Source organism: Anaplasmataceae bacterium AB001_6 (assembly GCA_020002265.1).
Classification (GTDB): domain Bacteria; phylum Pseudomonadota; class Alphaproteobacteria; order Rickettsiales; family Anaplasmataceae; genus AB001-6.
In genome coordinates, this window is sequence record CP048228.1 from 355,870 (window position 1) to 370,801 (window position 14,932).

The window sequence follows — 14,932 nt, forward strand, 5'->3', positions numbered from 1 at the left end:
GCATAATAACTAGTTTACTATGGATTATGATGAAATTGAAAAAAGTTATATATTAATGATATGATGTCCACGCTAACCAGTATTATAAAAACAATATTAGCTAATACTGTAGAATAATATAGTTGGTGTATATAAAACAAAAAAGAAGTGTAATAGCGCTATTGGGGGTATGCCGATTTGGCTAGACTTATTTTAATCAAGGGCCTAATATAATTAAAAATTACTTAATAAAAATTAATCTTAACCCAGCATTAACCTCCAGCTTTTTCTCATAACAAGGTGGGGAAAGAAATAACAAAACAAGGATATATCTCTAAGGCTATCTATACATGTCATTTACGAGTTCATCATTAATATCAGCATTAACATTTTCGGCATTAACATCTTGTAATTCAGCATTTAATGCTATCAATGCTTCATCTAATCGTGCTAATCCTTCTATATTTTCAGCATTTTCAGCAACAATATTTTGCAATGCAGCATTTAATGCAGCATTTAATGCAGGATTTTCAGCATTTTCAGCCATAAAATCTTGCACTGCAGCATTAAATGTATCATGTCCAGCATGTGCAACAATAATCTCTTGCAATGCAACATATAACGCAGATGCATTTTCAACTTGTATATTATAATGCAATTTTGCTGTATGTTCTTCTGGTGTTAAATTAACAGCTTTATGTTCCCTCTTGTGCATTTTTTGCTCAATGGGTGTGAAAAAAGACTCAGGTGGTTCTTCTGCCATTCTATTATGTAAAATCAGAATTTCCTCATATTCTTCTGGATTAGTTATTCCCCATCTTAAGTGTGGATTGTTAAGGTGATATAGATATTTATTTATTAATTCTATTCTTCCTGTTTTTTGTGCATACTTTATCATATTTGAATGTGTATTTTTAACCTCATGATAATCAGCAAAGTTTATAGCATAGTTTATACTCTTGAAGAAAGTTGGCGGAAGGGTATTTAATATTTCACGGGAAGAAGTAGTAATATTATCATTATTTTTTATCTCCGTTATATAACGATCGTCGTTAATCATAGAAATAATCTCTTCGTGTCCCATAACTATTCTTCTAATCATTATAATTGCATCTAATCTATTCCCAAAAAAACTATTATTTCTTTTTGCATTTTCAATAACTCTTAGACCAGTATTTTTCAGATTTTGTATGTCTGGATTTTTGAAGAAGGAGGAGAGTGGATCAAAAGAGATAATAACTTCATTGTTTCGATCATATAGTATGGGTATAGATCGGGCATTAAGAATCCTAGTATCATGGATATCAACAGTAGCCTGGGATAAAACAATAATACAATTTCTATCTGTTGCTTTTAGTGTTTTCAGCATGATTAAAAAATCACTAACTTCTTCGTCAAGCGTAACTCCAAAATAAATTACATTATATGCACTTAATTTTTGACCTATATGCTGTTTATTTAATATTTTTTTTAAGTATGTGTTGAAAACAGATAAATGGCTCAAACCCATATTTCCATCTTCTATTGGTCCATAATATGCACCTATTTCGTGAGGCAATGCAATAATATCATTACTAATAGGTAATGGTGAAACATCTAAAAATTTTCTTTCTTCTGCATTAAGTATCCTACCCACTCTCATAATAGCTGCCTATATTCTTATTATCACAAGAATATTATATGTTAATATGATATAAATATATACATTTATTAATAATTTTAAATAAATTATAATTTTTTCGTTTAAAAAAAAATAATATAAGAAGAAAATTATGCAAGGCCTCAAGGGTGCTTTTTTGCTAGCAGAGAAGATTTTACTGGGCAGAATAATTGCTGTAGCTGATGCACTTGTTGATTTTTTAATTATCAAGAAAAAAGTGATGCATATAGCAAAGAATTTTTAACAAACGAAACTCAGGAACAACATCAACATGTTATTGATTACTGTGATGCCGAAGTTTCAGAAAAAGAAAGAGAAATATGCTGTAAGACCGCAGATAAAATTTTATCAGATGATATTAAATTTTATAACGAAAATAAGAGTTCTTGTTCGTCTAGGATCTAGTATGAGTACAGATTGTTATATCCCTGTGTCCGAGGCAGTGGGTGATGATATAGATAAAGCAGCTAAATTGTTGGGTATCACTAAAGAAGTCTATAATGATGCTAAAGATCTTTATGATATAGCAAATAGTCTTGAAAATCCTGAAGGGTCGGGTTAAGGCAGGAGTATCTAAATTCAATAAATAGAATAATAAAGGAGTTTTGGAATTTAGCAAGCAACATGAATATAAACCAAATTCACTAGTTAATCATACTATACATATCACGAATCAGAGTAATAAACTTGTGGGTCATTTAAGTGAGAATTTTGAGGATAGATCTCACAAGAAGCACAGTAATTGTGAAGGCCTATTATCTTTTAAAGAAAAAGAGGCTTATTGTAAGTTTGAAAATCTCATATTAGAAAACAAAAAACCATAAGTCACTGGGCAAACAATGTTATTAAAGTAATTCAAGCGGGCATTAAAATAGCAAATGCAGATCACAAAGTGATGGAAGAATTACACACTGAAAAAAAGAATCGTATATTGAAGATAGTAATAATAAAAACCTGAGTCCTTCTAGATGTACCAGAAACAAAATACGTACCAGAGAGGCTGCAAAATAATCATATTGCTAAGGAAACATAGGATAATATGTTGCCATATATAAGATTTTTGAAAAGCAGTGTATTTTTATTAAGGAATGTATAGAAAGTTTTTTACACAAGAGGATAGCAGTAAGAATATTATTAATGTATCCATATTTTATATCCTAAGCGTATTGCTACAAATATAACTAAAAATCCTGTAGATAAAACAACTATACGAGAGGGGATAAATCTGATTGTTATGATGTTGCTTATCTGTCCTCCTAAAAAAACTAACATAGGAAGATACCAGTAATCAAAGACAATTGTTTCTGATAAATTGTGTTTTTGTAACTGTCCGATAAGACCAGCAATAGAATTAAAAAGAATAAATATGGAAGAGGTAGTAGCAATTTGCTTTGGTGTTCCAGCTTTTAAACTATATAGAATAGGTGCTAAAAATATCCCTCCACCTATCCCAACTAATCCTGATAAAAATCCTAAAGTTATTCCAATTATTCCACTGACCCATATAGGGATGATTTTATAATCTTTAAAGTTATCATCATAGCGGCGATAGGTTATTAACATTCTGATTCCGGAAATTAATAATGTTATGCAAAGTATCTTAATGAATAATTCTTTTTCGATTTCTATCTTACCACCGATGTATGCTGCTATTACGGAAGTAAGAGTAAGTGGTAGTGAAAGATTGTAATTTAAATATCCAGCTCTAACATAATGAAATGTATTGCCAGATACAACAACGATATTACAAATAAGAGCAATAGGTGCCATGATATTATAAGGAAAATCCCATAATGCTAATAAAGCTAAGTAAGAAGACCCCCCTCCAAAGCCTACACTAGCATAAAAAATAGCAACAATAGTGAATAATATTCCTAACCACATTTTCCGCACCAAGGACAATCACGTGATCTATTTATTTTAATTATATTTACAGATGTTGAAAGTGCATCTAGAATAACCATCTTGCCAGAGAGACTAGTGCCTATATTCAATAATTCTTTGATAATTTCTGTTGTTTGCCATGTGCCCATCTGACCTACTAAACTGCCAAGTACTCCTGATTGAGAGCATTTTTCGGTAATTTTATCAGAAGGAATATGAGGGTATATACATTGATAACATGGGTGAGGTTTTCCCAGATATGATTTAAATGTATATAAGTGTCCATAAAATCCAATTGCAGCTGAAGATACTAGAATTTTTTTATTTTTTAAACAATACTCGTTTAGTAAAAAGCGAGTGTGAAAATTATCACAGCAATCTGCTATTATGTCATAATCTTTTATTAAGCCGTCAACATTTGTAGAATTTAAACGATCTTTATAAGTAATAGTCTTAATATCTTGATTTAAATCATATATTGCATCCTTAGCACTATTGACCTTTGGTTGTCCAATACTACCGGCTTCGTGTATGATTTGCCGTTGTAGATTTGATAAAGCTATGCGATCATCATCAATTATTCCTATTGTTCCTATCCCAGATGCTGCTAAATAGAGAATTAAAGGTGAACCTAAGCCACCTGCACCAACCACTAATACTCTGGAATTTAATAATTTCTTTTGGCCTTCATTACCTATTTCTGGCAATGAAATATTTCGTGAATAACGCACGAGCTGTTCATGATACATGTCTATCTTCCTCTATTACGCTTATATGATAGAAAATCTATTTCTAAAATAAGTTTTAGAGAATGTCCATTTTTTACTATTTGTTCTGTGGCAAAACTCTGATTAGTTGGCACAGCTTCATGCAATTTTATAATAACACTTTTATTTACCTTCAAAGTAAAATTATTTTCTTTTTGGATCAGTGACAAGGTTTTAATGTCATTGCTAATTACTATACTTGTTTCAAAAGTACTATTGGGTAGATTTGTAATCATCTTCAATATATTATTTTTGACAAGAGATATAAAGTCATCTTTATTCATTCTAAAGCGTATTTCTTGTTTACTGATGCGTAAATTCATACTTTATCCTGTATATTTTTCCACTCATCTGGGGTGTTAATATTAACAAAAGAATCAATCTCTTTTTGATTTACAGATAAGTTATGACTGATTAATGTTTTATGCAAATTTTTAAGTGAGAAATCTTTTTTCTCTTTAAAGATTTTCTCTATTATATTTATGGTTTCAGCTTTAACTTTCAACCTAAAGGGTAATATATAATTTTCAAAACATACTATATCATTCTCGTGGGGTGCGTTTATCAGTTTGTATAGTAAGTGTATATTCAATTTAGGCATATCTACTGGTGCATAAAGTAAAAAATCATATTTCTCTAGTAGTTCTGTAAGAGTTGCATGCACACCACACAGAGGGCCTTTATCTTTAATTTTATCATTGATACCTGCTGCTCCACTAATATAAACATTTTCAATGCCTGCATTTTTTAATAAATTATCCATACGATCTAGTAATGTGGTATTTTGATAAATTAGTTTTGTTTTATCTACTTTCATACGAGAAGATTTGCCTCCTGCTAATATTACACCTGCTATTATCATATACCTTGCGTTTGCGATTTACATAATTCACAGCCTTTGGACCATTGGCTATCTCCGTCTGTATAATGCTCTAATTTCCAGATAGGAGAACGATGCTTGATTTCTTCAATCACATAACGACAAGCTTTAAAAGCTTCATCACGATGAGGAGAGCCAACGGCAATTATGATACTTATTCCTCCGATAGACAAACGTCCTTTAGCATGTACAACATATAAATTAATGTTATCTCCCCACTTATCTTGTGCTTCTTTACAAATATTTAAAAAAGACCGCTTAGCTAATGATTCAAATACATCATAACTTATTCCTATTACATTTTTACCATGATTGAAATCTCTTACAGTTCCTATAAATAAGGATTCTGCGCCATTTTTTTTTGCATTCACGTAAGATAGCGCTAGATCTATATTGATATTTTTTTCTTTTGTGTCCCACACATCTACAAATACTTTACCCATATTTTATCCCCCTGAAATAGGTGGAATGATAGCAACAACGATGCCATCTTGTAAGGATGATTTTTCAGATAAAATTTCAGTTTGATTTGCAAAGAAAGAATTATCTATTAAGCTGATTTTATAGATATTATTATCTATTTGCTTGATTTTTTCTATTAATGCTTTTCGTATATCAGATACTATAGCATTTTCTGGGAGATGCAATTTTAACTCCTCTCCAAAAGATTTGAATGCTCCAAACAGTTGTAATGTTATCTTCATTTTACATTCTCCAAATGCCATTTATTAGGCATTAGCGGGTAAATATTCATGGTATCTCCTTTTTTTATATTCATTTGTCTTGGAGCAAATGATGCCCAACAATTAGCTTTTACTAATGAATTAATTTTAAAAGATTCTTGTCCTTCCAGTATTTTTATTCCTAATTTTCCTTCATTGGACACTGAGATATATGCTTTGCGAAAAAAACGTAAGGGACTATCGATAGGAAATGGTTCTACTAGAGGAATTTTTAATGGACATTCTGTTTTAATATCCTGTAAATGGTGTATTAATGGTATTACAAAAAAACGTAATCCTACGGCAGATGATACGGGATTTCCCGGAATACCAAAATAATGCGTTTTATCTTTAAAACGTGCATAGAGTATTGGCTTTCCTGGACGTATAGCTACTTTGTGAAAAATGATATCTGCTCCAAGTTTACGTAAACTATCTGGAATGAAATCATATTTTCCCATAGAGACTGCTCCAGTAGAAATTATTATTTCATTTTTTCCTAATATCTGTTCAATTGTTTTTTCAAATATTTCAGGATCATCAGGGATATTTCCTATATATTGAGATTTTATCCCTATTTTATTAAGTGCAGAGAGTAAATATGGACTGTTTGAATTATAAATTTGTCCTGGGGATAGGGGATGGTCTGTATCATTAATTAATTCTCTTCCTGTGCTAAGTATGCTCACTGAAGGTTTATCAGAAACTAGAATATTTTTTTGCCCTATACTTGTTAATGCCATTATATGATTTGGGGTAATAATTGTGCCTTTTGTAATAACTGTATCTCCCGGCATAAAATCCTCTCCTGCTTCACGTATATTGTTCTTTAGCGGAACACTTTGCGATAGAATTATCTTCTTAATATTATTATCTGTATTATCTATCTGAGTATCTTCTATTTTTACTACAGCATCATATTCTTCAGGTACCGGGGCGCCAGTTGTGATTTCCCAAGCTCCTTCTGTATTGCCTTTAGAGGGTTTATCTCCTGCTAATGTGCTTCCTGTTATCGTTAACGTAGTAGGGTTATCTTTAGAACTTTTTGCAACATCTTGAGATCGTATAGCGAATCCATCCATTGCGGAATTAGCAAATGCTGGAATAAGAACTTTGCTGCAGACATCTTCTGCAGCTACATAGCCACAAGCATTATTAATTGATAATATTATAGATGGCTTTTTTTCTGTTTTTAATAAGAATTTTAACGCTTCCTCATATAATATCATTATGATATTTCCTCATGTAATGTTTCTTTATGGATGTTCTTTTTATTCTGTATGCTATCTAGTGCATGTGGTAAAATCTCTTTCAAAGCTTCTATTCCATCTTGAACTGCAGAAGGACTTCCTGGAAGAGCAATAATTAAGGTATTATCCATAACAACTGCACCAGAGCGACTCAACCACGTTTTTGGGACATGTAAAGCACTATAACTACGTAATAATTCTCCTATTCCAGGTATTTCTTGATCTGCAATTTTGGAAATAGTTTGTGGAGTAATGTCACGAGGTGCAATCCCTGTACCACCTGTAGTAATAATAATTTCTACATCTTTGGTTAATTTGTTAATCTTTTCCTCTAATTGTACTGATTCATCGGGAAGAATAGAGTAATCAACGATATTACATCCAAGATGTTCTAATTTTTCTTTTAATATTATACCTGATTTATCTTGATATTCTTTATTGTGTGCTCGATCACTTAGAGTGATGATGCCAACTTTTTTCCCTTCCAAAAGGCGTTCTGATGGTATTTTGATAAACTCTTTTATCTTTTCAGGAATGCCCCTTGGATGAATCCATAAATTACTTTTACCTCCTTCTTTTAATAGTAAGCGTATATCAGAAATAGAGAGCCCTGCTTCAACGGGTTTAATTAAATCATATAGTGTTAATAATGCAGCGTTAACAGCAGATAAAGCTTCCATTTCAACGCCAGTTTTAGCAATGGTAGAAACAATAGTATAAACTATTACAGAATGAGAGCTTTCTTTAAGTTCTGGATAGACAGCTATATGTTCCAATGGAATGGGATGACACATTGGAATCTGTTGCCACGTATTTTTGGCACCTTGTAAGCCAGCAATTTCTGCTAATTTTAATACATCTCCTTTAGCTAAAGTTCCATTTTTTACATGTTTAAAACCAATTTCACCTATATTTATGCATCCCATTGCAATGGCACGCCTAATATTGGGTTTTTTATAAGAAATGTCTTTCATATGAAAATTACTATTTTCATTAAAGAATTCTATAATGTTTTTATGCATAATTATCCTCCGATTGATGCTAGATGTTTTGTAAGGCCTGTATTTCCATAAGCTAAAAAATGAGAAGAGCTTTTATAATTTAATTGTTCAATTATAAGCTTTCTTAATAGACTTTTCTGTTCACTTGTTTGTAAAAGGTGACGTAGAGAAGTTCCTTGATTTCCGAATAGACATAACCGTAAATCACCTATTGAAGTAACACGTAAACGATTACATCCTTTACAAAAATCCTTTGAATAAGGAGCTATAATTCCTATGGATCCTTTATAATCTTCATGCACATATTCTTGAGCTGGCCCTGAATCAAGGGCTCGAGGCTTATTCTTCCAACCTTCTATAGATAATTGATCGGTAATAATTTTTGTCGATATATGATATTTTTGAAAGTACTTTAAATTATCACCAGTTTGCATTAATTCAATGAAACGAATACTGATATTTGTATTTTTCACCCAAGGCAAAAAATCTTTTAGTGCATTACCATTAACACCTTTGAGCAAAACAACATTAATTTTTACCTGTTGGAAACCCACCTTAATAGCAGATTCTACTCCTTGTTGTACTTTATGTAGAAGATTACGACCACTAACAGCGTGAAAAATTTTCTCGTTTAAGCTATCTATGCTAACGTTAACGTGAGTTAACCCAGCATCATGCCAGCATTTTGCTTTATCTTTAAGTAGATAACCGTTAGTGGTAAAAGATGTTTTTTCAATACCAGGGTGATCTGATATTAATTTGGCAATTTGTGTAAAATCTTTTCTAACTGTTGGCTCACCACCAGTAATACGTATTTTAGTTACTCCTAAAGAAGCAAATGCATCAACTAAATTTGCAATTTCATTTTGGGATAAAAATCGAGGTTTGTTATTACATTTAATATAACCATTGGGTAAGCAATAACTACAGCGAAAATTACACACATCAGTAATGGATAAACGTAGATAAGGAAACAAACGTCCAAATTTGTCTTTTAAGGCATTTTGAGAAGTATTGCTATATGTATCATTCATCTTTCATTTATAATTTCCTGTGAGATATTTGAAACTATACCAAGAGAAAAGTCTAAAAGAATACTTTAAAAATTTATCCACGATATGCAAAGTTGAAGTTCCATAATCTCCAAAAATGGTAGCATCGCAACATTTTATTAAAAAACCGTATACATTTTATGTCAATAAATTGAGTTATAGGCAAAAAATAGAGGTACAAATTATTATTTATTATAATATGAATTATTATTTGCGTATAATATTGCTTTTTGTGTTAATAGATTATCTATTTAGTTCGTATATTACTACATTGGTTTTAGATTAATTTATCATTATTGGTATGATTGGAGATATTTGGCATGGGTAAAGATTTATATAATTGGAATCCCGAAGATAAGGAGCAATGGTCCTCTTATGGAAAGAGCGTAGCAAATCGTAATTTATGGATTTCTATCTTAAGCTTATTACTTGGATTTTGTGTATGGATGTGTTGGGGAGTTATTACTGTACAGATGCTTAATGTAGGATTTGCTTTTTCTACATCAGATTTGTTTACTTTAACAGCGATTGCTGGCCTTTCTGGAGCTACGTTACGTATTCCTAGTACATTTTTTATCAGAATTGCTGGTGGAAGAAATACTATATTTTTTACTACTGTATTACTTCTTATTCCCACTATAGGGACAGGAATAGCTTTGCAGGATAAGAATACTCCTCTATGGCAATTTCAACTTTTAGCTCTATTATCAGGCTTTGGAGGAGGTAATTTCGCATCTTCTATGTCAAATATTAGTTTCTTCTTTCCTAAGAAGATACAAGGTTATTCTCTGGGAATGAATGCTGGCCTTGGTAATCTAGGAGTCACTGTAATGCAGATAATAATTCCTATTGTTATGACAATGGCAATATTTGGTACAGAATATATGATTCTGCAAAATAGTAGTGGAACATTTATTAGTAAAATTCCAGCAGGAGCAAAAACATATATATATAATGCAGGATTCATTTGGGTGGCAATTTTAGTTCCGTTATCTTGTGCCGTATGGTTTGGAATGAATAACATTCGAGATAAACATGTTTCGCCTAATATAGGAATGCCTTTAAATACCTTCGTAAAGATTAGTGCAATGTTAATGATAGGATTGGTCACTACATGTTCAGGCTTATGGTTGATATTACCTGAAAGCGCAAATGGTTCTGGATGGAGTGCATATCTGAGTAAATTAATTGGAGCAGATTTAAGTAAATTACTTATTTTAGCTACAATAATTATTGTTACGGTTTTCTTATTAAAATTAATACCTGGTGAAATTAGAACAAGTCTTAAACGACAATATAAAATATTTAACAATAAGCATACTTGGTCCATGACTACAATTTATACCATGACATTTGGTTCTTTTATAGGATATGGTGCCGCTTTACCATTATCTATTCAAGTGATCTTTGGATATAAACACCTTATGGTTAATGGTGTTTTAACTCATACTACCATTAACCCCAATGCTCCATCTACATTTATGTTTGTTTGGATAGGGACATTTATAGGAGCTATAGCTCGTCCAATCGGTGGAATTATTGCTGATAAAGTGGGTGGAGCAAAAGTATCACAGATTGTTTCACTTGTTATGTTAGGTAGTACATTAGCTTTAGCTCATTATATGCAAAAAGGCTATGCATCTGCGACGCCAGAGGATTATTTTTATCCATTTATTGGGCTATTTTTGATTTTATTTACAGCTACTGGCATTGGAAATGGTTCTGCCTTTCGTAGTATTGCACAAATTTTCAATAAAGAGCAAGCAGGGCCTGCCGGAGGATGGGCTTCGGCAATAGCTGCTTATGGTGCGTTTTATGTTCCACAAATGTTAAGTGAACATATTAAAGGCGGAGCACCTGAAAAGGCTCTTTATGGATTTGCTATATTTTACACTTTATGTATATGTATAAATTGGTGGTTTTACCTCCGTAAGAATGCATATATATATAATCCATAGAAATATAAGAGGAGTATTATTATGAGTCATATATTAGATACATTAACTTTTTTTACACGGAAATCTCCTGAGAAATTTTCTGATGGTCATGGTGTTACTACTGATGAACAACGTCATTGGGAGCGTGCTTATCATGGACGTTGGGCGCATGATAAAGTAGTGCGTTCAACACATGGTGTAAATTGTACAGGGGCTTGTAGTTGGAAAATATATGTTAAAAATGGATTAGTTACATGGGAAACACAGCAAACGGATTATCCCAGAACGCGTCCTGATTTACCTAATCATGAACCTCGTGGATGTGCTAGAGGCGCAACATATAGTTGGTATCTTTATAGTGCATCAAGACTTAAATACCCTATGATACGTTCGCGTTTGATAAAATTATGGCGTGAAGCTAAAAAGAAGTATAAAGATCCTGTGAAATCTTGGGAAAGTATTGTTTCTAATCCAAAGAAATCTTCAGAGTATAAAAAAACTCGTGGATTGGGAGGGATGGTACGTGTAAGTTGGGATGAAGTGAATGAAATCATTGCAGCTGCAAACATATATACAGCTAAGAAATATGGCCCTGATCGTATTATAGGTTTCTCTCCTATTCCTGCAATGTCAATGATTTCTTATGCCGCAGGCTCTCGCTATTTATCTCTTATTGGTGGGGCTTTATTAAGTTTTTACGATTGGTATAGTGATTTACCTCCAAGCTCTCCTCAAACATGGGGAGAGCAAACTGATGTGCCCGAAAGTGCAGATTGGTATAATTCATCTTATATTGTTGCATGGGCTTCTAATGTACCGCAAACTCGTACTCCTGATGCACATTTTTTCACTGAAGCACGCTATAATGGCACTAAGACAGTAGCAGTAACTTCGGATTATAGTGAAGTTGTTAAGCTCTCTGATAGTTGGATTGCACCGCGTCAAGGAACAGATTCTGCACTTGCTATGGCGATGGGTCATGTGATTTTGAAAGAATTTCATTTAGATGATAAAAGTGAATATTTTGACGATTATTGTCGCAAATATACAGATATGCCATTTCTCATAATTTTAACAAAAGAGAAAGAGCATTATGTGCCAACGCGTACTTTGCGTGCCTCAGACTTTAAAGATAAATTAGGAGAAAAAGAAAATCCAGAGTGGAAATCTCTTGTTTTTGATACAAAAAGTAAGAAGATAGTTGTTCCTAATGGAACAATAGGTTCACGCTGGGATAAAAGCGCGAAATGGAATCTAGAATCCAAAAATATACATGATAATAGCGAAATTTTACCTGAAAAAAGCTTTGTTAAATCAAATGATAAAGTAATATCAGTTGCTTTCCCTTATTTTGGAAATATAAAAAATAAACAACCAATATTTTCTCATACTAATCATGAGAGTATTTTATTGCGAAATATTCCTATTCGTAAAGTTGTTCTTGATGCTAAAACAGAAATTATGGTTGCAACTGTTTTTGATTTAATGGTTGCAAATTATGGTATTGATCAAGGATTGGGTGGTGATAATGTTACAACATCACTGAAAGATGACATCCCTTATACTCCTGCGTGGCAAGAAAAAATTACAGGAGTTCCTGCTGAGCAAGTAACTCGTATAGCGCGTGAATTTGCTACTAATGCAGATAAAACTGAAGGCCGTTCTATGGTGATTCTCGGTGCTGGAATTAATCATTGGTATCATACAGATATGGTGTATCGTGGCATAATGAATATGTTAATTATGTGTGGTTGTATAGGTAAATCTGGTGGTGGATGGGCACATTATGTGGGACAAGAAAAACTTCGACCACAAACGGGATGGTTGCCTCTTGCTTTTGCAACAGATTGGAGCAAACCTCCTCGTCATATGAATGGTACTAGTTTTTTCTATGCGCATTCAAATCAGTGGCGTTATGAAAAATTAGAAATAGATGAAATACTTTCTCCATTGGCTGATAAAGAAAAATGGAAAAATTATTCTCTTATTGATTGTAACGTGCGTGCTGAACGCATGGGTTGGCTTCCTTCCGCACCTCAATTAGAAGAGAATCCTCTTGAGTTAACAAAATTAGCAAAGAGTTCAAAGAAAGATATAAAAGAATATATTACTGAGAGATTAAAAGATGGATCTCTTAAGATGTCTTGTGAAGATCCTGATAATCCAAACAATTTCCCGCGTAATTTATTTATTTGGCGTTCTAATTTATTAGGGTCATCAGGAAAAGGTCATGAATATATGCTGAAACACTTGCTTGGGACAAGAAATGGAGTGCTTAGTAAGGATTTAGGAGAATATGGCGGCACTAAGCCAAAAGAGGTTGTTTGGCATGATAAAGCACCAGAAGGTAAATTAGATTTATTGGTAACACTTGATTTTCGCATGTCTACAACATGTGTTTATTCGGATATAGTATTACCTGCTGCAACATGGTATGAAAAAAATGATCTGAATACTTCTGATATGCATCCATTTATTCATCCACTATCTCGTGCTGTGGATCCTGCATGGGAATCACGTAATGATTGGGATATTTTCAAAAATTTATCTGAGAAATTTTCGGAAGTTTGTAAAGGTCATTTAGGGGTAGAAAAAGATGTAGTTGCATTACCTATTTTACATGATACACCAGGAGAAATGTCACAAGCTTTTGATGTAAAAGAATGGAAGAAAAAAGAATGTGATCTTATTCCTGGAAAGACCATGCCAAACTTTATTGAAGTTGAACGAGATTATCCTAATGTTTATAAGAAATTTACAGCATTGGGTCCGTTGCTATCGAAAGATGGAAATGGAAGTAAGGGTATTTCATGGGATCTTAAAAAGGAAGTAGAGTTTTTAGGAGAGTTAAATCATAAGGTTACTGAAGAAGGAATTACAAAAGGATTGCCTCGCATTATATCTGATATTGATGCAACAGAAGTTATATTATCTTTAGCTCCAGAAACTAATGGTAATGTAGCAGTGAAAGCTTGGAACGCTTTGAAAAAAGTTACTGGGCGAGACCATGTGCATTTAGCAAAATCAAAAGAAGATGAAATAATTCGCTTCCGTGATCTTCAATCACAACCTAGAAAAATAATCACCTCTCCAACGTGGAGTGGAATTGATGATGAGCATGTTAGCTATAATGCAAACTATACTAATGTTCATGAATTAATTCCATGGCGTACACTTACTGGTCGTCAGCAATTTTATCAAGATCATGAATGGATGAGAGATTTTGGAGAATCTTTTTGTGTATATAAACCACCCATTGATACTAAAACAATTGCTCCGGTAATCGATAAATATGGAAAAGGTTCTAAGCAAGTAATATTAAATTTTATCACTCCTCATCAAAAATGGGGAATTCATAGTACCTATTCTGATAATTTGTTAATGCTGACTTTAAACCGTGGAGGTGTTGTTGTCTGGATTAGTGAAATAGATGCGAAAAAAATTGGTGTGGTGGATAATGATTGGATAGAATTATACAATGTAAATGGTGCAATTTCTGCACGAGCAGTAGTTTCCCAACGAGTGCCCGAAGGCATGACCATGATGTATCATGCGCAGGAAAAAATCATTAATAATATTGCAACAAAAACAACAGGAACGCGTGGAGGTATACATAATTCTGTTACTCGTACTGTAGTTAAACCAACTCACATGATAGGAGGATATGTTCAGTTGGCTTATGGCTTTAACTATTATGGCACAATTGGAACTAATCGTGATGAATTTGTTGTGGTGCGTAAAATAGAAAAAGTGGATTGGTTGGATACCGATGAAGTTAATTTTAATGAAAAGGTATAACA

13 protein-coding genes are annotated in these 14,932 nt (G+C 32.8%); 3 read left to right on the forward strand and 10 right to left on the reverse strand.

Annotation, left to right across the window (positions count from 1 at the left end; genetic code table 11):
* Nucleotides 1-319: 319 nt before the first annotated feature.
* Nucleotides 320-1,621, reverse strand: a complete 1,302-nt coding sequence (locus tag GUI12_01705; protein ID UAT42866.1) for a hypothetical protein — start codon at nucleotides 1,619-1,621, stop codon at nucleotides 320-322.
* 307 nt (nucleotides 1,622-1,928) lie between these two features.
* Here GUI12_01705 and GUI12_01710 point away from each other — a divergent pair, with 307 nt between their 5' ends.
* Nucleotides 1,929-2,201 (forward strand): hypothetical protein, encoded by a 273-nt coding sequence (locus tag GUI12_01710; protein ID UAT42867.1) that lies wholly within the window; start codon nucleotides 1,929-1,931, stop codon nucleotides 2,199-2,201.
* 572 nt (nucleotides 2,202-2,773) lie between these two features.
* Here the strand turns inward: GUI12_01710 and GUI12_01715 are convergent.
* The 9 genes from GUI12_01715 to moaA are packed head-to-tail and all read right to left on the reverse strand — an operon-like array spanning nucleotide 2,774 to nucleotide 9,177.
* A complete protein-coding gene (locus GUI12_01715; GenBank protein ID UAT42868.1) occupies nucleotides 2,774-3,523 on the reverse strand; it encodes a sulfite exporter TauE/SafE family protein in 750 nt (249 codons plus the stop codon).
* Nucleotides 3,514-4,272, reverse strand: a complete 759-nt coding sequence (moeB, locus tag GUI12_01720) for a molybdopterin-synthase adenylyltransferase MoeB (protein ID UAT42869.1) — start codon at nucleotides 4,270-4,272, stop codon at nucleotides 3,514-3,516. Before moeB ends, GUI12_01715 begins: the two co-directional genes overlap by 10 nt.
* Before the next feature lie 2 nt (nucleotides 4,273-4,274).
* A complete protein-coding gene (locus tag GUI12_01725; GenBank protein ID UAT42870.1) occupies nucleotides 4,275-4,613 on the reverse strand; it encodes a hypothetical protein in 339 nt (112 codons plus the stop codon).
* The gene (locus GUI12_01730) at nucleotides 4,610-5,152 is read right to left on the reverse strand and encodes a molybdenum cofactor guanylyltransferase (GenBank protein ID UAT42871.1); all 543 of its coding nucleotides are present in this window, start codon (nucleotides 5,150-5,152) and stop codon (nucleotides 4,610-4,612) included. Before GUI12_01730 ends, GUI12_01725 begins: the two co-directional genes overlap by 4 nt.
* On the reverse strand, nucleotides 5,149-5,613 hold the full coding sequence (locus tag GUI12_01735) for a molybdenum cofactor biosynthesis protein MoaE (protein ID UAT42872.1): 465 nt from the start codon (nucleotides 5,611-5,613) through the stop codon (nucleotides 5,149-5,151). The genes GUI12_01730 and GUI12_01735 overlap by 4 nt, the downstream gene beginning before the upstream one ends.
* Before the next feature lie 3 nt (nucleotides 5,614-5,616).
* Nucleotides 5,617-5,874: a hypothetical protein gene (locus tag GUI12_01740; GenBank protein ID UAT42873.1), complete on the reverse strand. Its 258-nt coding sequence runs from the start codon at nucleotides 5,872-5,874 to the stop codon at nucleotides 5,617-5,619.
* Nucleotides 5,871-7,121 (reverse strand): molybdopterin molybdotransferase MoeA, encoded by a 1,251-nt coding sequence (locus tag GUI12_01745; protein UAT42874.1) that lies wholly within the window; start codon nucleotides 7,119-7,121, stop codon nucleotides 5,871-5,873. Before GUI12_01745 ends, GUI12_01740 begins: the two co-directional genes overlap by 4 nt.
* On the reverse strand, nucleotides 7,121-8,164 hold the full coding sequence (locus GUI12_01750; GenBank protein UAT42875.1) for a bifunctional molybdenum cofactor biosynthesis protein MoaC/MoaB: 1,044 nt from the start codon (nucleotides 8,162-8,164) through the stop codon (nucleotides 7,121-7,123). Before GUI12_01750 ends, GUI12_01745 begins: the two co-directional genes overlap by 1 nt.
* Nucleotides 8,165-8,166: 2 nt before the next feature.
* Nucleotides 8,167-9,177, reverse strand: coding sequence for a GTP 3',8-cyclase MoaA (gene moaA, locus GUI12_01755; GenBank protein UAT42876.1), 1,011 nt, complete (start codon nucleotides 9,175-9,177; stop codon nucleotides 8,167-8,169).
* 338 nt (nucleotides 9,178-9,515) lie between these two features.
* On the opposite strand from moaA, the gene GUI12_01760 reads away from it, so the two are divergent.
* Both GUI12_01760 and GUI12_01765 read left to right on the forward strand, forming a co-directional pair.
* Nucleotides 9,516-11,153 carry an antiporter gene (locus GUI12_01760; protein ID UAT42877.1) on the forward strand — a complete coding sequence of 546 codons (1,638 nt, stop codon included), beginning with the start codon at nucleotides 9,516-9,518 and terminating at the stop codon, nucleotides 11,151-11,153.
* A gap of 21 nt (nucleotides 11,154-11,174) precedes the next feature.
* Nucleotides 11,175-14,930: a nitrate reductase subunit alpha gene (locus GUI12_01765; protein ID UAT42878.1), complete on the forward strand. Its 3,756-nt coding sequence runs from the start codon at nucleotides 11,175-11,177 to the stop codon at nucleotides 14,928-14,930.
* Nucleotides 14,931-14,932: the final 2 nt, after the last annotated feature.

What these genes read in the sequence shown, in the direction of transcription:
- GUI12_01750 (UAT42875.1), bottom strand. Translation starts at nt 8,164, where the DNA reads ATGCATAAAAACATTATAGAATTCTTTAATGAAAATAGTAATTTTCAT.
- GUI12_01730 (UAT42871.1), bottom strand. Translation starts at nt 5,152, where the DNA reads ATGATAATAGCAGGTGTAATATTAGCAGGAGGCAAATCTTCTCGTATG.
- moaA (UAT42876.1), bottom strand. Translation starts at nt 9,177, where the DNA reads ATGAATGATACATATAGCAATACTTCTCAAAATGCCTTAAAAGACAAA.
- GUI12_01725 (UAT42870.1), bottom strand. Translation starts at nt 4,613, where the DNA reads ATGAATTTACGCATCAGTAAACAAGAAATACGCTTTAGAATGAATAAA.
- GUI12_01740 (UAT42873.1), bottom strand. Translation starts at nt 5,874, where the DNA reads ATGAAGATAACATTACAACTGTTTGGAGCATTCAAATCTTTTGGAGAG.
- GUI12_01735 (UAT42872.1), bottom strand. Translation starts at nt 5,613, where the DNA reads ATGGGTAAAGTATTTGTAGATGTGTGGGACACAAAAGAAAAAAATATC.
- GUI12_01765 (UAT42878.1), top strand. Translation starts at nt 11,175, where the DNA reads ATGAGTCATATATTAGATACATTAACTTTTTTTACACGGAAATCTCCT.
- GUI12_01705 (UAT42866.1), bottom strand. Translation starts at nt 1,621, where the DNA reads ATGAGAGTGGGTAGGATACTTAATGCAGAAGAAAGAAAATTTTTAGAT.
- GUI12_01760 (UAT42877.1), top strand. Translation starts at nt 9,516, where the DNA reads ATGGGTAAAGATTTATATAATTGGAATCCCGAAGATAAGGAGCAATGG.
- GUI12_01715 (UAT42868.1), bottom strand. Translation starts at nt 3,523, where the DNA reads ATGTGGTTAGGAATATTATTCACTATTGTTGCTATTTTTTATGCTAGT.
- GUI12_01745 (UAT42874.1), bottom strand. Translation starts at nt 7,121, where the DNA reads ATGATATTATATGAGGAAGCGTTAAAATTCTTATTAAAAACAGAAAAA.
- moeB (UAT42869.1), bottom strand. Translation starts at nt 4,272, where the DNA reads ATGTATCATGAACAGCTCGTGCGTTATTCACGAAATATTTCATTGCCA.
- GUI12_01710 (UAT42867.1), top strand. Translation starts at nt 1,929, where the DNA reads ATGCCGAAGTTTCAGAAAAAGAAAGAGAAATATGCTGTAAGACCGCAG.